This is a genomic window from Bacteroides mediterraneensis, from assembly GCF_025993685.1.
GTDB classification, from domain to species: Bacteria; Bacteroidota; Bacteroidia; order Bacteroidales; family Bacteroidaceae; genus Phocaeicola; species Phocaeicola mediterraneensis_A.
Genome location: NZ_DAJPEN010000001.1, coordinates 2,346,026 through 2,363,706, shown reverse-complemented (window position 1 = coordinate 2,363,706; position 17,681 = coordinate 2,346,026). Strand labels below are relative to the sequence as shown.

The following is a 17,681-nucleotide window of genomic DNA, read 5'->3' as shown; positions in this document are numbered from 1 at the left end:
GTGCAAAAAAGGCAGGCCGGCGTTACTGTTTAATTAAGTGATAGATACGGTAAGCCTTGGTGAGTCCGTTGAATTCTCCTTTGTACTGGTCAGTCACGTCTTCCTTGATGAGGCAAACTGTGTTTGTACTTTCAGCGGATTCGGACGCTGCCGTCCCTTCTGCTGTCGTTTCGTTTTCAAACAGCATGAAGGTATATTGCTGCTTGGTGCTTCCCGCCATGGTAGCCTCAATGCGCAGATAGGGTTCTCCTGTATCTTCTGTATATTTGAGGGTACGTTCAAAAATGCCAAGCTGATAGTTACCTGTGCTGTTCGGGAAAATTCTCAGTTCCCCATACGACTGGGAAGCATCTGAATAGATGAAGGAAAAGCGTCCTTCTGCCTGGAGAGGGGATTCCTCTAGGATGCGTGCCTTTAAGGTCGATTCGTCTCCTTTGGTGAGGTTATCGCCTTCCACTTCTGCTTCCAAGCTTTCCACCCGGTATTCATCTGTAGGATTGCTGACCAAGATAGATACGGTGTAGCTGTTTCCTTTCCGGTCGGAAATGGTGGTAGAGGTCTGGCCGATGCTGACCGGAAGGAAGGTCAGGGTTTCTCCATCGTAGCGGTAGTCCGCAATGGTGGCATCTCCGTTTTTGAGGGTGTAGTTCCCATCTCCTCCCCGGATGAAGAATTTTTCGCCTGTGCTGAACAGACTGAGTTCTATCGTGCCGTCGGTTATTTTTTGCTGGTTGTCCACGCTGACGAGGTAAATCGGACCATCATCGTTTTTGCAGGCTGCGAAGAGCAGGATGCAGGTTGTCAGGAACATTCCTTGAATAAATTGCATGAGTTTCATAAGTCGTATAGTTGAATTCTTGCTTCAAATATACGACTTTTTTGGGATTTATGAAGGGTATGTAGCAAAAACTAAGGTTAGTCCGTCTGGCTTTTTTTCATTTAATAGGAACGCAATTTTATATTATTGTTATAAAACCATTTGGGTTTATACTTTGTATTTGAATTCTGTAGTTTTATTACGGAAATATATGCTATAACTTTTTATATGGAATTTTATTTCTATCTTTGTACAGTGTGATAGATAAATTTATCGAATATGATAGCAGAATTCGTCATTGAAAATTTTTTCTCAATAAAATCTCCGCAAAAGATAAGTTTTGAGCCTTCATCAGATACCTTTATGTCTGATGAATATTCTTATGAAATTAAGGATGGAGTAAAGTTGCTGAAAGTGGGAATCATCTATGGTGCAAACGCTTCCGGCAAGACCAACATCCTGAATGCCATTGAATTTTTCAGGATGCTTGCGTTACGGATGCCTAAAGACCGAAATGAAAAAACAGGAGTCGTTCCTTTCATGCTGGATGACACGTCAAGGAAAGAAAGGACGAAGATGTCTATGGTATTCTATATTAACCGGTCGAAGTACATTCTTAGTTTTGAACTGGATGCAAACTATATCCATTCCGAGACATTGGTTGTTTACGATTCCATACGTCCTACCAAACTGTACAGCCGCAGTTATGACCCGGAAACAGATTCCACGACAATAGATTTCGGCGTAAACTTGAAAATGCCACGCAAGAGCCAAGACGTGATTTCCGGCAACACAATTAACAATTGCAGTGTGCTTGCTGCATTTGGCAAAAGCAATGTAGAACGGACCAGGTTGAACGATGTGTACGATTACTTTGCTAAACAAGTAAAAGATGTGCTTTTGCCAGGTATGCTTCTTTCAGGCTATGTCAAATCACAATTAGACAAAGACGAATCCGGCGACTTGAAGAAGTTCATACTAAACTTTCTGAAAGCATCCGATTTCAACATAGAAGATGTCGTATTACACGAAGAGGAGGAATTGATTACCCCGGAACTGGAACAACTGATTCAGAACGCCCCTATTGGCGATGAAGCAAAAGCCGAAATGCTTAGAAAAGGGAAGATCACAAATGCAGAATTGACATTCAAGCACAAGGTAGGTGACAAGCTATATGATTTATCGGAAGAATACGAATCGAATGGTACAATGAGATTTTTGGGGATGGCGGTAATTCTGAATTTCCTGTTAAAAACCAACCGTTTTGTACCTATTGATGAAGTAGAGACAAGCATCCATTATGAACTGTTGGCTTATTTCATAAAAGTCTTTTTAGCTAACAGCGAAGGAACATCCCAAATGCTGCTTACAACACACGACATCAATCTACTTAATGAGGACTTTATTCGCCGTGACACAATATGGTTTACGGACAAAGACGAATACGGAGAAACTAAAATAGTACGTCTTTCATCTTTAGGTCTGCACAAGAATCTTTCCCCGTATAATGCTTACAAACAGGGTAAGTTAGTTAAGCTTCCGTTCCTTGGCAGTCAATACATAAACCTAAACGACTAATGATATGAGGCGGACAGTGACGAAAAGTATCGCCATCATAGGCGAAGGAGAAACCGAGTGGTTCTATTTTGATTCATTGAGGGTGGCATGTCGTTATCCTTTCAAGGTTGCGCCTGATTTTCCGCAGCATAGCGACATCAATCATATTCTAAAATTGGTAGAATCCTATTTGAACAAGCAATATGATTATATCGTATGCCTGTTTGATATGGATAGACTATTGCAGTTTCCCACCGAAATGCAATTATATCAACGGGCAAAGAAAAAGTATGACGCAAAGAAATATGCCGGCAAAGTGATGTTCGTAGAAACAAACCCATGCACAGAATTCTGGTTCCTGCTTCATTTCTTATCTAATGTAGCTTGCCGACGATATGAGAGTTACGAGCAGCTACTTCCTGAGTTACAGAAGTATATGCCGGGATATGAAAAGACCAAACGATACTTCATACGAACCAATCTTTATAAATATCTGACAGAGAACGGCGATTTGGAACGGGCAATGTCAAATTCAGAGAAGTTATGTCAATTATGTAAGGACTCACCGGAGGATTTAATGGCGTATTCAGAGATTCATAAAGTAATCAAATTACTAAATAAAATCTAACAAACGTTAGCATTTTAACGTAAATCAATATGGCAATACAAAAAATAATCTGTCGGTGTAAACAAATAAAACATTATTATAACACTATGTATTATTTCAAGAGGTCATACGTTGATTTGATAACTTTATAACATAATAAGCTAAGGTATGTATAATCAATATAAAAACATAAATTTTAAAGAGTTGTGTAATGAATTAGAATCTGAATTCATCCAAAAGATGAATGAAACTCAAATAAAAGAAGATGAACATGATTTTAATGGTATTAAAGAAGGTCTGAAAAAAGGGATATGCTATATCTGTGGAGAACCATTGGATTATGTGGACGAGAATAATCCTTGTTTTCATTGGCTCATCAATCCTATTATAAAGAAAAAACTGTTAATAAAGCTGCTTTATAGTGGTAAAGGCCTTCTTAGATTGTATGGTTATTTGACATGGGTTGCAAATTCCGATAAGCCATTTGTTAATATTGATGATACAAGCGAAGGAAATGACTGTAATAAAATTTTTGAAACAACAATTAGATATAAAGAGTTCGAATGGACATTTTCTCTTGCGAAAACTGATTTTGAAGGGCATTCAGGTACAAATAGCGACTATTCACATTTCCATATTCAGATGAAGAAAAACGGAAAGGTGATAATTAAGTTTAATGACTGTCATATTCCTTTTTCTGACCATGATAAATTGATGATTGAAATGATGAATCAAGATGTTATGACATATATTCCTAGTTACGAAGCTGGTCTGAATATCTTCTCAGAATTGGACTATGATGAAGTCCTGCAACTGATGACTCGTCCTGACTCAGAAAATTCCGCAGTTTTTCGGACACAAACATTAATTATAATTCCCAAGCATTGCAAAAAGGAAGTATCAGCTAAATTCCAAGAATTGCAACAAAAGACCAATTGGACTGCCCCTAAGATAATTGAATACTTAAATAAGGAATTTGGTTATGGTATTATATATATGACACAAATAATTCCAACTAATCCTATAACCAAATCACATCGAAAGTAGACACAATAGGTTATGAAACAAAATAGATATATCTACGCAAATAGCTGATAGGCTACATAGGTTTTATCATTGATTCAATGAAGGTTATTTCATTTTTATTCAAGTCTTATTTCATATATAGTCGCTGTCAATGTCTGTAACTGTTTGAGGCCAGTCAATATCACTTTAAATCCTATGTAAGTATTTCCTCATACTTCTCAATAATACTTACATTATTCCCCTATATAGATGGCGAAACACACTCAAATTTCACCATCTATACAGGGGAACTTTATATCAGATTTCCGGCTTTCCAATATATAATTACCCATCTTTGTATGAAGATGAGAATATTTTCCTTAACTTTGCGAAACAATGACTGCGATTTCCATAAACGAAAACGGTTTTGAGCCTTTTGTTTACATGAAAATCGTACAGACCTGCACCAAACGTTCTTTTCTTAATATCTTAGAAAAGATGAGGTGACAGGGACATGACATATTCAAAGGCGTTTACTACGCTTTGGTTTTGACGATCTGAAACTTCGCAACTTTCAATTTGTCTGTCAAAAACAAAGCAACGTAGATGCCCCGTGGTGTGTTATATACAGACCTCAATTGTCGTATAGCCATAGGTGTACCCGTACACTTTATGGTAGTATACGGCATATAGGTAGTATTATACATATCGGCGTGGGGCTTTGCGTTGTTCGTTTCGACAGACAGGGCAATGCGAAGGCCTCAGATCGTGAAGCGAGCAACAGTTCAGGGCTTCACGCTTTTTTTATGTCTATACCTTAATATATTACCGCGGTATTGTAGCCCTTATCCGCATTAATTATGGCTGCAAATGGCGGTGAACAATCAGAAAAAATCCCAAATCATATCCCGACAGCGAGTAGCGGAAAGAGGTGAAGTCTTTACTGCCGAGCGAGAGGTAAATGCCATGCTCGACCTTGTAGCCAACGAGTGCCTCCGTCCCGACTCACGTTTCTTAGAACCGGCATGCGGCAACGGCAATTTCCTGACTGCTATTCTAAAACGCAAACTCTCAGAACTCCGCCGGAAATACAAGAACAGTCCTTACGACTATGAGAAACAGGCTATTGTAGCCATCGGCAGTCTATACGGTGTGGATATCATGCGTGACAACGTAGAGGAATGTCGCGAACGTCTGTTCTCCATCTGGAACGAAGAATACACTGCACACTGCAAATCGGACGCATCGGAAGACGTCAGACAGGCTGCAAAGTTTATTATCAGCAGAAATATCATCAACGGAAATGCCCTTACTCTTATGTGTGTGGATGCAGAAGGTAACGACACTTCGGCACCGATAGTTTTTTCCGAATGGGCACTAATCAGCGGAAACCGGATGCAACGCTCGGATTATACCATGTCCGACCTTCTACTTTACAACGACAATAGCGAAGGTAATCTTTTTGCGCTCAGCGAAGAGCAAAAGGAAGAGGGTGGAATATTCCTGAGAAGATACATCACCCACTATAAAAAAGTTCAAGATTATGGAGAATAGTTTATTACATAACGTCTATAATCCGGACGTACTGTCCTGCATAGCCAATCTGAGCAACGATGAAGTGTTTACCCCTCCCGAATTGGCTAATAAGATAATCGACTTGCTTCCGCAGGAGCTGTTTGAGAATCCTGATACAAGATTTCTCGACCCATGTTGCAAAAGCGGAGTTTTCCTTCGCGAGATTGCCAAGAGGTTGATTAAAGGTCTTGAACGTCAGATACCTGACCTTGAGAAACGTATCGAGCATATTTTCTCAAAGCAGTTGTTCGGTATCGCCATTACCGAACTTACCAGCTTGCTGTCGCGCCGGAGTGTGTATTGCAGTAAATACCCATGTAGCCAGTTCTCGGCTTACCAATTTCCTGAGAACAAACCTCAAGGGAATATCATTTACCAGCGTATCAACCACACATGGAAAGATGGCAAATGTATTTATTGCGGTACGTCACAAAATGAATACGACCGGAAACCGGAATTAGAGAGCTATGCATACCAATTTATTCACAACTTAGATGTAGAGAAGGTCTTTAAAATGAAATTCGATGTGATTATAGGAAATCCACCGTACCAGATGAGTGATGGAGGAGGAACAGGAGATAGTGCAAAACCAATATATCACTTATTCATTGAAAATGCAAAGAAATTATCTCCTAAATATCTGACTATGATTATTCCATCTCGATGGATGAAAGGAGGTAAAGGATTAAACGATTTCCGTAAAACAATGATGAATGACACAAGAATAAAAACAATATATGATTTTGAAGATGCAAAAGAATGTTTTACAGGATTACATATTGATGGAGGCGTTTGCTTTTTTCTTTGGGATAAAGATTATAATGGCAAGGTTGATTATCATTTTAAATCATTGGATGGTAGCACAAATCATTCTTTTAGGTTTCTGAAATGTGATTATTCAGGAACTATAATCAGAGATTTCAGACAAAGTTCTATAATCCGCAAAGCTTCTGTTGATAAAACAAAATTTCAATCTATCGTTTCAGCAAGAAATCCTTATGGATTTAATGCAGATTTTTTTAATACACCAGAATCATATTCGACAATTAAAATAGCCGACGGGGAGGATAAAACGGCTATAAAAATATATGGTGTAAAAGGCAAAAAAGGAGGTGCAAAAAGAGTTTTTGGCTATATAAAAGAAGATGCAATTAGTAAAGGACATGAAACAATAAATCAATACAAATTATTCTTTTCCAAAGCATATATGACAACCTCTACTGTGCCACCCGAAATTATACTTGGTACTCCTAAAACCATTTGTACAGAAACATTTCTAATGATTGGTAGCTTTAAAACAAAAAGTGAAGCTGAAAATTGCTTGTCATATATTAAAACAAAGTTTTTCAGGGCTCTTCTTTTTTATAATCGCCATTCACTAAATATATCGAGAGAATCTTTTGAATTGATACCTCTTCAAGATTTCACATCTAATTCTGATATAAGATGGGATTCATCTATAGATAGAATCGATAAAGAGCTATATTCTAAATATGGTTTGGATAAAAACGAAATAAACTTTATAGAATCAATGATACGCCCAATGGAATAACACTATGGAACAGAACTACTTCCCCCAACGCCCTACCGTAACACCAACTATCTACGCCTACAGACTGTTAGGTGTAGATTCACACAAAGGTTATCTGAAAGTAGGTTACACAGACCGGACAGCAAAGGAACGCATAGACGAACAACTACACACAAGCAAAATCAGATACGAAATCGTTCTGATAGAATCTGCTATGACCAATGACGGCTCCTGCTTCACCGACAAGGATGTACACAAACTTCTTGAACGTAAAGGTTTCCACCGCCTCAACCCTCTTGACAAAACAGACGAATGGTTTGATTGCTCAATGGAGGATGTGAAAGCGGCCATCCTTTCGCTGCGTACAGGTTCGGAAAATGTAGAGAACAGGACTCAAAACTTCGGTATGCGTCCAGAACAGTTCCGTGCCGTGGAACAGACCAAGTCTTACTTTGAACAGGCTGTAAAGGAAGAGCCTAACCGAATACCCAAGTTCCTGTGGAATGCGAAGATGCGTTTTGGTAAGACTTTTGCAAGTTATCAGCTGGCAAAAAAGATGAATCTGTCGCGTATATTGGTTCTGACTTTCAAACCGGCTGTAGAATCTGCATGGCGCGAAGACCTTGTGTCGCATATCGACTTTGAGGGTTGGCAGTTCATATCCAACAAAGATGCAAAAAATAATAATCTGAACATTGACCAGGAATTCAGCAGGGCAGACAAGTCGAAGCCTATAGTGGTGTTTGGTTCTTTTCAGGACTTGCTTGGCACCAATGAAAGCGGAGGCATAAAGACAAAAAACGAGTTTATACATGCCACACTCTGGGATTTGGTGATATTCGACGAGTATCACTTCGGGGCATGGAAGGAACGCGCTAAGGAATTGTTTGAAAAGGAGGATGAAGAAAATGCAGTGGAGTTCGATGCTGAAAAATACCAGAAAGATGAGGCAAGCAATGCAATAAACGAAACATGGCTGCCTATATCTACGAAATATTATCTGTTTCTCTCCGGTACACCTTTCAGGGCAATAAACAATGGCGAGTTTATAGAAGAACAGATATTCAACTGGACTTATTCTGACGAACAGCGTGCCAAAGCCAACTGGAAGGGAGCGGACAATCCATATCTTTCATTGCCAAGAATGGTGATGCTCACTTACCGCATGCCGGACCAGATACAGGATGTGGCAAGACAGGGGGAGTTCGATGAATTCGATTTGAATCTGTTTTTTGCAGCCGAAGGCAAAGGGGATTCTGCCAGGTTCAAATACGAAAATGAAGTGCAGAAATGGCTAGATTTGATTAGGGGAGCATATTTGCCTGCAAGTATAGACGACCTGAAACTCGGTCAGGATAAGCGTCCTCCGATGCCGTTCAGCGATGCACGATTACTTGGTTTGTTGTCACACACTCTTTGGTTCCTGCCCAATGTCGCTTCATGTTTCGCTATGGCAAATCTGCTGAAGCAAAGGCAAAACAGATTCTACCATGACTATAATGTTATTGTATGCGCCGGAACAGGGGCTGGTATCGGACTGGATGCGTTATATCCGGTACAGGTATCTATGGGCAACCCTCTAAAGACTAAGACAATAACCCTGACGTGTGGAAAACTGACTACGGGCGTTACCGTAAAACCGTGGACAGGAATATTCATGCTACGCAATCTGAAAAGTCCGGAAACTTATTTCCAGGCAGCATTCAGAGTACAAAGTCCATGGGAAGTCAGAAACGAAATTGGCGACAAAACCATAATGAAGAAAGAATGCTATGTTTTCGACTTTGCTCTTGACAGGGCTTTACGCCAAATCTCAGACTACAGTTGCAGACTGGACATCAACGAATCAAACCCGGAAGCCAAGGTTGGAGAGTTTATAAAGTTTTTGCCAGTACTGGCATACGATGGCAGCAGCATGAAAGAGGTGAACGCTCAGGACATTCTCGACATTGCCCTTGCCGGAACATCTGCCACCCTGCTTGCCAAAAGATGGGAATCGGCACTACTTGTAAATGTGGATAATGACACGCTGAAACGTCTGCTTGACAGTCCGGAAGCCATGAAGGCATTGATGAATATCGAGGGATTCCGTAATCTGAACAGCGACATATCTACAATAATAAACAAATCGGAAGCCATAAAAAATGCCAAGAAAAAGAAGACTGAAGCATCACAGAAAGAGAAAAAGGAACTCTCTAACGAGGAGAAAGAAATAAAAAGTAAACGCAAGCAGATTCAGGAAAAGCTTATCAAGTTTGCTACACGAATTCCTGTGTTTATGTATCTGACGGACTATCGCGAGAGGTGTCTGAAAGATGTCATCACGCAATTGGAACCGGGACTGTTCAAAAAAGTTACCGGCCTTAGTGTGGTGGACTTCAATATGTTATGCTCACTCGGAGTGTTCAATGCTCCGCTGATGAATGATGCCATATTCAAATTCAAGCGTTATGAAGATGCCAGCCTGACATATACGGGGATAAACAGACATGCTGCCGACGAAGTGGGCGGATGGGACACTACTATAAGGAAAGCGCAATATGAAAAGCTGTTTTACAATCAGCAGTCATCAATGCTTTCTGAAGATTATGATTCATACTCTAAAGATAAAACATCCATTATCAGCTCATCTACAATCATAGAGCCCGAGCAGACAGGCCCCATGAAGATGGAGCCGCCATCAGTAGTCTCATCTGAAACCGTATCTCAACAGGGGCAAACTGAAACAGATGTAAGAATACTGCTTGACAGATTACAGACGGGAAGTATCGTAACCCACAAGAAATTTGGCAAAGGAGAGGTCGTGAAATTCAACAATAATGAGAAATATCTGTATGTCAGATTTATCATCGGAGAAAAGAAATTCATCTTTCCGGACGCCTTCCTGATGGGATTTCTGGAGATAGAATAACATTTTTTGAAAGGCTCCATTCATCCATGATAACTTGCAACACTCGGATTAGTATAAAATAATCAGCGGATTAGTAAAATTATATAGCTAAAAAATTTTTGATTATCAAACTTGGGTTAATATTTAAGCGATTACCACTATATTCTCAGAGTCGAAGGTTACAGAGATTTATTGTATGGCCGATGATTCTTATAAGTTATTCCTTCACATGTTTGCTTTACGTGTCCTATTAGACTGTCTGAGTACTTCTCTTGCAGTACTCTGGTACTCCCTTGGCAGTACTGTAGTACTTCCTTAGCAGTACTGCAGTACTTTCAAGGAAGTACTGGAATCAGATAAAATGCTTTCAATCAGCTCTTTTCTTTTAGCGTATAGTCGCCCGCTTTTTCGTCAATCAGGTGCTGCAACTCTTCCAGCGATGATACTTTTCCCTGGAAGGTGATGACAGCCTCCGGAGGAGTCAAAGTGACTTGGGCGGTAGCGCCTTCTACGGTATTCAGCACTTTTTCTACCCGGGTGCGGCAGTGGTCGCACATCATGCCTTCCACCAAGTAGGTCTTCTGTACGCCGGAAACGGCTGGGGCAGGAGAGGGAGCGGTTGTCGGCTGTGCGGGTTCCGGTTGTACTTTGATAGGTGGTACTTCTATGGGGCGTGTTTCCACCGGTTGTTCTTCCACGGGCTGTATCGATTCCGCCACGGCTGCCGATGCTTGGGTGTGTGCCAATTTTTTCCGCTTCAGTCGCAAACTGTTGCTTACGACGCTCACACTGCTCATGGCCATGGCCGCGCCGGCAATCATCGGGTTCAACAGGAAGCCGTTGACGGGATACAGGATACCTGCTGCCACGGGGATACCAATCAGGTTGTAGATGAATGCCCAGAACAGGTTTTCGCGGATGGTGCGTACGGTGGCTTGGGAAAGGCGGATGGCATCGGTGATTTTGTTTAAATCGGAGGAAATCAGCGTCATTTTGGCTACGTCCATGGCAATGTCACTGCCTTTTCCCATGGCGATGCTGAGGTCGGCCTGAGCCAGTGCGGCACTGTCATTGATTCCGTCGCCCACCATGGCTACTACTTTCCCTTGGCGTTGAAGTTCCTGAATGAACTGGGCTTTCTGCTGAGGAAGCACTTCTGCCTGGAAATGGGTGATGCCGCATTGTTCTGCAATCTTCCGGGCAGTTTCCGGATTGTCGCCGGTCAGCATGTAGGTGGAGATTCCCATTTCCTGTAATTGCATGACGGCTTCTTTGGAGGTCGGCTTGATGCGGTCGGCAATGGCCACTACTCCCAAGGCTTGCTTCTCATCGGCCAGCCAGATGACGGTCTTGGCTTCCTCGCTCAGGCGGGTAGCTTCTTCGGCCAGAGAGGCGGGAATGGCAAGTCCGTGTTGCTCCAGCAGGCGACGGTTGCCGGCATAATAATAGGTACCGTTGATTTTTCCACGGACACCCAGTCCCGTCAGGCTTTCGAACCCTTCCATGGGGAGAGGTTGCGCAGCGAGATGGTGTACGATGGCCTGTGCCAGCGGATGTTCCGATGCACTTTCCAGGGTGAAAAGGATGCGTGACAGGGAGGCTTGCGACAGGCCGGCGGAGAGGTCGGTCACGGTCGGGTGTCCTTCGGTCAGGGTACCGGTCTTGTCGAGGACGATGGCATTGACCTTGCGGGCGGTCTCCAGGCTGTCGGCATCTTTGATCAGGATACCGTTTTCAGCACCTTTCCCGATGCCCACCATGATGGCGGTCGGCGTGGCCAGTCCCAACGCGCAGGGGCAGGCAATGATGGTCACGGTGACAGCGGCCAGCAGTCCATGGGTAAATCCGTTCTGACTATCCAGCAGCACCCATGCCAGAAAGGCCAGTAGGGCGATGCTCAGGATGGTGGGAACAAAGATGGCGGCAATGCGGTCGACCAGCTGTTGTACGGGGGCCTTGCTGCCTTGCGCTTCCTGCACCATGCGGATGATGTGGGCCAGCACGGTCTCACTGCTTACCTTGTCGGCTGTAAAACTGAAACTTCCTTTCTGGTTGATGGTGCCGGCAAAGACTTTTTCGCCGGGGACTTTTTCCGAGGGAAGCGGTTCGCCGGTGAGCATGCTCTCGTCTACATACGAACGTCCCTCATCTACCGTACCGTCTACGGGTATGCGGGCGCCGGGTTTCACCAGCAGGCGCTGTCCGGCTTGTACTTGTTCCACGGGAATCTCTTTTTGGGTGCCGTCCGGACTCAGTAGGGTAACGGTGGACGGTTGCAGGCCCATCAGTTTCTTAATAGCTTCGGAGGTGTTGCCTTTGGCTCTCTCTTCCAGCAGTCGCCCGAGCAGGATGAACGAGATGATGACACTGGCGGCTTCAAAATAGACATGGGGATGAATCCCACGGCTCAGCCAGAATTCCGGCCAGAACAGGTTGAAGAGGCTGAAGATATATGCGATGCCCGTGCTGACGGCTACCAGCGTGTCCATGTTCGACGTGCGGTGTTTCAGCTGTTTCCAGGCATTGCGATAGAAATCCCGCCCCAACCAGAAGACGACGGGAGTGGCAAGTATCCACATCACATAGTTGGCATAGCTCCAGTCCATAAAGCACATGCCGATGACGGCTACCGGAATGGACAGGGCCAGTGAACAGAGAGTGCGGAACTTCAGTTTACGGTATTTCTGTATGTGCGCGTCTTCTGCTATTTCTTCTTTGTTAGCGTGGGTGTCGATGACCAGGTCGTAACCAGCTGCCTGGATGGCACTCTTCAGCGCTTCCGGTGAGCAGCTCTCGGGATTGTACTCCACGGTGGCGGTGGCAGCCGCATAGTTCACGCTGGCATGATACACCCCTGTCTGACGGTTCAGGGTCTTTTCTACTCGTGCAGCGCAGGCGGCACAGCTCATCTCTAATACGGGAAATATTTGCGTAGTTTTAGTGGTATTCATTGGTCCTTTATTTAGAATGGGACAAAATTACAACATTCCCATCGGATTCAAAAATTTCTGTTTCATATTTATTTATCAAGAGAAGGAACGATTCTTGAGTAGAAATAGTTACATTTGCGCAAAAATAAAATACAACTATTATGTCGGAATTGGCCCCTCTTATCAGTGATTTGGCATTAATATTGATTAGTGCCGGAGTTATCACATTGATCTTTAAAAAATTAAAACAGCCCCTTGTATTGGGATATATCGTAGCGGGTTTTGTGTGCAGTCCTCATTTCACGTTTACTCCTTCGGTGGCAGATGCCGACAATATCCAGACTTGGTCGGAGATTGGCGTGATTTTCTTGCTCTTTGCCTTAGGACTGGAGTTCAGTTTTAAGAAACTGATGAAGGTGGGGGGCTCGGCGGTCATTTCGGCCTGTACCATTATCTTCTGTATGATTATGGTCGGGATTTTTGTGGGATGGCTGTTCGGCTGGAAGCAGATGGACTGTATCTATTTGGGAGGTATGCTGGCCATGTCGTCCACGACCATTATTTATAAGGCATTCGATGATTTGGGATTGCGGCAGCAACGTTTTGCAGGCTTGGTGCTCAGTATCCTGATTCTGGAAGATATTTTGGCTATCGTGTTGATGGTGATGTTGTCCACAATGGCAGTGAGCAAGAACTTTGAAGGCAGTGAGATGATTTACAGCATTGGCAAACTGGTGTTCTTCCTGATTCTGTGGTTTGTGGTGGGGATTTACCTCATCCCGTTGTTCCTGAAGAAGTCCCGCAAGCTGATGAGTGATGAAACGTTGCTGATTGTGTCGTTGGCCTTGTGTTTCGGCATGGTGGTGCTGGCGGCAAGGGTGGGATTCTCTCCTGCTTTCGGGGCCTTTATCATGGGTTCTATTTTGGCCGAGACCATTGAATCGGAACACATCGACAAGCTGGTGGCTCCGGTGAAAGACTTGTTTGGGGCCATCTTCTTTGTATCGGTCGGCATGATGGTCGACCCGAACATGATTGTGGAATATATCTGGCCGATTCTCGCTATTGTGGTGGCCATTCTGGTAGGACAGACCATTTTCGGTACGGGAGGTGTGTTGCTGTCCGGTCAGCCGTTGAAGATTGCCATGCAGTGCGGATTCAGTCTGACGCAGATTGGTGAATTTGCATTCATCATTGCCGCATTGGGTGTCAGCCTGCACGTCACGAGTCATTTCCTGTATCCGATTGTGGTGGCGGTATCCGTCATTACGACCTTCCTTACTCCGTACATGATTCGTCTGTCGGGGCCTGCCTATACTTTCATAGACCGTCATTTGCCGGTGTTCTGGCGGCATTTGCTGGAACGCTACACGGCTGGTGTGCAACCGGTGAATCATCAGAATAACTGGAAGAAGCTCCTGATATCCATCGTGCGTATCACCCTGATTTACCTGGTGCTTTCCGTAGCGATGGTGGTACTCTCTTTCAATCTGTTCCTTCCGCTGCTGGTATCTGCTGCGGGGGATTTCTGGGGAAAGGTGGCAGGAGCTGTGGTGACGATTGCCTTGATTGCGCCTTTCCTGCGGGCCATGATTATGAAGAAAAACCATTCCATCGAGTTTAAAGCGTTATGGGCGGACAGCCGTTTCAATCATGCTCCCTTGATATCCATCGTGTTGCTGCGTATTGTGTTGGCCGTGTTGTTTGTGATTTACATCATCAAACATCTGTTCCAGGCTTCCGTAGCACTGATGGCAGGTATCGCCATTCTGGTTGTATTGCTCATGATTGCTTCCCGTTTCCTGAAAAAGCAGTCCATCGGGCTGGAACGTACGTTTGTGCAGAACTTACGTTCGAAAGAGATGCGTAAGGCGTATTTGGGAGAAAGCCAGCCGGAATATGCCGGGCGCTTGCTCGACAGAGACTTGCACTTGTCGGATTTTGTCATCCCGGCCGACTCGCTTTGGGGAGGGAAGACCTTGATGGAACTGGACTTTGGAAAGAAATATGGTGTGCATGTGGCTTCTATCATTCGGGGAGCGCATCGGATTAATATTCCAGGCGGAGGAAATCGCATTTTCCCCAACGACAAATTGCAGGTAATCGGTACCGATGAGCAGTTGTCCGCCTTTTCTTCCCAACTGGAAAAGGTAGCAAAAGGACATACGGATGAGGATTTCGAGGAACATGAGATGTACCTGAAGCAGTTTGTGGTATCGCGTAAATCGCCGTTCTGCGGACGTACCATCCGGGAAAGCGGTATTCGTAATAAATACCATTGTCTGGTAGTGGGAATCGAATCGGCAGATGACAGCAAGCTCCGGCAGCCGGAAGTTTCCTTCACCTTGCAGAAGGGCGATGTGGTATGGGTCGTAGGGGAAGAAGAAGACCTGAAGACTTTGTTTGCGGTATCGGAAGTTCCTGAGCCTGAGATGGCGGAATGAATAGGGAATAAAAAGAATCGAGCTTTGCAAGATTGGAATATCTTACGAAGCCCGATGCTTTTCTGAATGGCTTTTCTTTGCGTTATTCTTCTTCACTGTCTTCTTCCTCGTCGAAGTCGAAGTCAAAATCATCCATGTATTCCGGTGTGAAGAACTCGTCCAAATCCCTTCGTTCCTTTTTGGTGGGACGTCCGGTACCTCTTGCGCGGTCTACGAAGCCGCTGATTTTGCTCATCTCCAACAGTTCATATTGGTCGGGTGTTGTGACGTTTTCCATCACATCAGGAACCAGTTTGGCGCCCACCCGTTTTTCGATGGCCTGCAACACCTTGAAGGAATAGGTAACGGGTGGTTTTCTGACCTGTACCACATCCCCCGGTTTGACCGTCCGGGCAGGTTTGGCCTGCGCGCCGTTGATGGAGATTCTTCCTTTTTTGCAGGCTTCGGCCGCAATTGTTCTTGTCTTGAAGATACGTGCGGCCCACATCCATTTATCTATTCTTGCTTCTGGCATGTGCTTATTTGTTGTTATACTGGTTCATGGTATTGTTCAGTCCGGCCAGGCAGAAACTTTTGATGATTTCCTGCGCCACTTCCAGGCGTTCCGGCATCAGTTTCATGGCTTCCTCGTCGAAGTGTCCTAATACGAAATCGATTTGTCCTCCTCTTGGAAAATCGTTGCCAATGCCAAAGCGAAGGCGGGCATAGTTTTGAGTCCCTAAGGTAGCGGCGATGTGTTTCAGACCGTTGTGCCCGGCGTCACTTCCTTTTCCTTTTAGTCGCAACGTACCGAAGGGAAGGGCCAGGTCATCCACTACGATAAGTACATTTTCCAGAGGAATTTTCTCCTGTTGCATCCAGTAGCGTACAGCGTTTCCACTGAGGTTCATATAGGTGGACGGTTTGAGCAGGATTAACTGTTGTCCTTTTAACGACAGGTGTGCAGTTGCTCCATAACGTCCATCGCTAAAAACAATATTGGACGCCTTAACTAAGGCGTCCAATACCATAAATCCTATATTATGACGGGTTTCACGGTATTCTTCACCGATATTCCCCAGTCCAACAATCAAGTATTTCATTGAAAGGATTTTTGAGTGTGTAGGTTACTGAATTATTTACCAGCAGCAGCCTGAGCACCACGAGCGGCACGAGTCAATTTAACTGCGCAAACTACAGCTTCTTTTGCGTTCAGCAATTCCAGACCTTCGTAGTTCAATTCACCTACTTTGACAGTCTTACCCAATCCCAGCGGAGTTACGTCGATAACCAGACGTTCCGGGATGATGTTGTACAAAGCTTTCACTTTCAATTTACGAATCTGCAGAGCCAATTTACCGCCGGCTTTCACACCTTCTGCCAAACCTTCCAGTTTTACAGGAACTTCCATTACGATAGGTTTGTTTTCATCAATCTGATAGAAGTCTACGTGCAGAATCTTGTCTGTTACAGGGTGGAACTGGATATCTTTCATGATGGCATTTACAACCTTACCATCGATGTTCAAGTCTACTACATAGATATGCGGTGTGTATACCAAATTACGCAAGCCTTCTGTCGGAACAGTAAAGTGAGTAGCAACTTGGTTGCCGTTTTCATCTTTCTGGATTCCGTACAATACGCAAGGAACACCATTTTCTTTACGAAGTTCACGAGTGGCTTTCTTACCAGTTTCAGTTCTCAAAGAACCTTTGATTTCAATTGATTTCATTTTCTAAAAAATTTTGTGTTACTCTAAATTAAGTTGATTTTCTTTGCTTAATTCGCCATCACACGATGTGGTATATCACACGATGAGCTTGAAAAAGCGGCGCAAAGGTATGTATTTTTTTTGATATTCCAAAATTCCCCTCAATAAAATCCTGTGATTCAGCTGTAAATTGATTCGCTGAACCTTTTTTAGAAGTCAATGTCGATTTTGATTTCTCCCGATTGCTGTGGCTCCTCTTCAGTTTTTGGCGTTTCTGCATGGCCTTCAGCGGTCAGCTCGCCTTGTTCATGTCCAATAAAGTCGATAGCTTGCTGCAGACCGTGCATGAACTTTTCAAAATCTTCTTTATATAAGAATATTTTGTGCTTTTCAAAATTCACCTGAGGGTCGTCTTTGTCAAGCGAAACCACTTTCTTGCTTTCTGTAATCGCAATGAACATTTCCTCTTTTCTGTTTTTCTTTACATCCAGGTAGTAAATACGCTTTCCTGCTTTGATGGCTTTGGAGAATACGATTTCTTTGTCGTTTTCAATAGTTGTACTTTTCTTCTTCAGTTCTTCCATAACTCACTGTTACTAATAAAAATGCGCTCAAATTTGAATATTTTTTTGCAA

At 43.7% G+C, this 17,681-nt stretch carries 13 protein-coding genes; 7 read left to right on the top strand and 6 right to left on the bottom strand.

Annotation, left to right across the window (positions count from 1 at the left end; genetic code table 11):
• Positions 1-22 precede the first annotated feature (22 nt).
• A complete protein-coding gene (locus tag OIM59_RS10135) occupies positions 23-838 on the bottom strand; it encodes a hypothetical protein (RefSeq protein WP_148329630.1) in 816 nt (271 codons plus the stop codon).
• 258 nt (positions 839-1,096) lie between these two features.
• Between OIM59_RS10135 and OIM59_RS10130 the strand changes: the two genes are divergently transcribed.
• From OIM59_RS10130 to OIM59_RS10105, 6 genes are all read left to right on the top strand, one after another.
• The gene (locus OIM59_RS10130; protein ID WP_299172287.1) at positions 1,097-2,395 is read left to right on the top strand and encodes an ATP/GTP-binding protein; all 1,299 of its coding nucleotides are present in this window, start codon (positions 1,097-1,099) and stop codon (positions 2,393-2,395) included.
• A 4-nt stretch (positions 2,396-2,399) separates the two neighbouring features.
• Positions 2,400-3,002 carry an RloB family protein gene (locus tag OIM59_RS10125; RefSeq protein WP_299172284.1) on the top strand — a complete coding sequence of 201 codons (603 nt, stop codon included), beginning with the start codon at positions 2,400-2,402 and terminating at the stop codon, positions 3,000-3,002.
• A 147-nt stretch (positions 3,003-3,149) separates the two neighbouring features.
• On the top strand, positions 3,150-4,028 hold the full coding sequence (locus tag OIM59_RS10120) for a hypothetical protein (RefSeq protein ID WP_299172282.1): 879 nt from the start codon (positions 3,150-3,152) through the stop codon (positions 4,026-4,028).
• Between the two features lie 828 nt (positions 4,029-4,856).
• Positions 4,857-5,540, top strand: a complete 684-nt coding sequence (locus tag OIM59_RS10115) for a restriction endonuclease subunit M (protein WP_299172280.1) — start codon at positions 4,857-4,859, stop codon at positions 5,538-5,540.
• Positions 5,530-7,113, top strand: a complete 1,584-nt coding sequence (locus OIM59_RS10110) for an Eco57I restriction-modification methylase domain-containing protein (protein ID WP_299172277.1) — start codon at positions 5,530-5,532, stop codon at positions 7,111-7,113. The genes OIM59_RS10115 and OIM59_RS10110 overlap by 11 nt, the downstream gene beginning before the upstream one ends.
• Positions 7,114-7,117: 4 nt before the next feature.
• Positions 7,118-10,003: a GIY-YIG nuclease family protein gene (locus OIM59_RS10105; protein WP_299172274.1), complete on the top strand. Its 2,886-nt coding sequence runs from the start codon at positions 7,118-7,120 to the stop codon at positions 10,001-10,003.
• Between the two features lie 350 nt (positions 10,004-10,353).
• Here the strand turns inward: OIM59_RS10105 and OIM59_RS10100 are convergent, their stop codons facing one another.
• Positions 10,354-12,933 carry a heavy metal translocating P-type ATPase gene (locus OIM59_RS10100; protein ID WP_299172271.1) on the bottom strand — a complete coding sequence of 860 codons (2,580 nt, stop codon included), beginning with the start codon at positions 12,931-12,933 and terminating at the stop codon, positions 10,354-10,356.
• Positions 12,934-13,073: 140 nt separating this feature from the next.
• On the opposite strand from OIM59_RS10100, the gene OIM59_RS10095 reads away from it, so the two are divergent.
• Positions 13,074-15,356, top strand: a complete 2,283-nt coding sequence (locus OIM59_RS10095; protein ID WP_299172268.1) for a cation:proton antiporter — start codon at positions 13,074-13,076, stop codon at positions 15,354-15,356.
• Positions 15,357-15,438: 82 nt separating this feature from the next.
• Here the strand turns inward: OIM59_RS10095 and OIM59_RS10090 are convergent, their stop codons facing one another.
• From OIM59_RS10090 to OIM59_RS10075, 4 genes are all read right to left on the bottom strand, one after another.
• The gene (locus OIM59_RS10090) at positions 15,439-15,870 is read right to left on the bottom strand and encodes an RNA-binding S4 domain-containing protein (protein WP_148329633.1); all 432 of its coding nucleotides are present in this window, start codon (positions 15,868-15,870) and stop codon (positions 15,439-15,441) included.
• 4 nt (positions 15,871-15,874) lie between these two features.
• Entirely contained in the window at positions 15,875-16,438 is a 564-nt protein-coding gene (gene pth, locus OIM59_RS10085) for an aminoacyl-tRNA hydrolase (RefSeq protein WP_299172262.1), read from the bottom strand.
• 32 nt (positions 16,439-16,470) lie between these two features.
• Positions 16,471-17,067: a 50S ribosomal protein L25/general stress protein Ctc gene (locus tag OIM59_RS10080; protein ID WP_072542999.1), complete on the bottom strand. Its 597-nt coding sequence runs from the start codon at positions 17,065-17,067 to the stop codon at positions 16,471-16,473.
• A 188-nt stretch (positions 17,068-17,255) separates the two neighbouring features.
• Entirely contained in the window at positions 17,256-17,630 is a 375-nt protein-coding gene (locus OIM59_RS10075; RefSeq protein ID WP_299172259.1) for a PUR family DNA/RNA-binding protein, read from the bottom strand.
• Positions 17,631-17,681 lie beyond the last annotated feature (51 nt).

Excerpts from the sequence above, each read along its gene's own strand:
- OIM59_RS10135 (WP_148329630.1), bottom strand. The coding sequence starts at position 838 with ATGAAACTCATGCAATTTATTCAAGGAATGTTCCTGACAACCTGCATC.
- OIM59_RS10080 (WP_072542999.1), bottom strand. The coding sequence starts at position 17,067 with ATGAAATCAATTGAAATCAAAGGTTCTTTGAGAACTGAAACTGGTAAG.
- OIM59_RS10090 (WP_148329633.1), bottom strand. The coding sequence starts at position 15,870 with ATGCCAGAAGCAAGAATAGATAAATGGATGTGGGCCGCACGTATCTTC.
- OIM59_RS10125 (WP_299172284.1), top strand. The coding sequence starts at position 2,400 with ATGAGGCGGACAGTGACGAAAAGTATCGCCATCATAGGCGAAGGAGAA.
- OIM59_RS10100 (WP_299172271.1), bottom strand. The coding sequence starts at position 12,933 with ATGAATACCACTAAAACTACGCAAATATTTCCCGTATTAGAGATGAGC.
- pth (WP_299172262.1), bottom strand. The coding sequence starts at position 16,438 with ATGAAATACTTGATTGTTGGACTGGGGAATATCGGTGAAGAATACCGT.
- OIM59_RS10105 (WP_299172274.1), top strand. The coding sequence starts at position 7,118 with ATGGAACAGAACTACTTCCCCCAACGCCCTACCGTAACACCAACTATC.
- OIM59_RS10120 (WP_299172282.1), top strand. The coding sequence starts at position 3,150 with ATGTATAATCAATATAAAAACATAAATTTTAAAGAGTTGTGTAATGAA.
- OIM59_RS10130 (WP_299172287.1), top strand. The coding sequence starts at position 1,097 with ATGATAGCAGAATTCGTCATTGAAAATTTTTTCTCAATAAAATCTCCG.
- OIM59_RS10075 (WP_299172259.1), bottom strand. The coding sequence starts at position 17,630 with ATGGAAGAACTGAAGAAGAAAAGTACAACTATTGAAAACGACAAAGAA.
- OIM59_RS10115 (WP_299172280.1), top strand. The coding sequence starts at position 4,857 with ATGGCGGTGAACAATCAGAAAAAATCCCAAATCATATCCCGACAGCGA.
- OIM59_RS10095 (WP_299172268.1), top strand. The coding sequence starts at position 13,074 with ATGTCGGAATTGGCCCCTCTTATCAGTGATTTGGCATTAATATTGATT.
- OIM59_RS10110 (WP_299172277.1), top strand. The coding sequence starts at position 5,530 with ATGGAGAATAGTTTATTACATAACGTCTATAATCCGGACGTACTGTCC.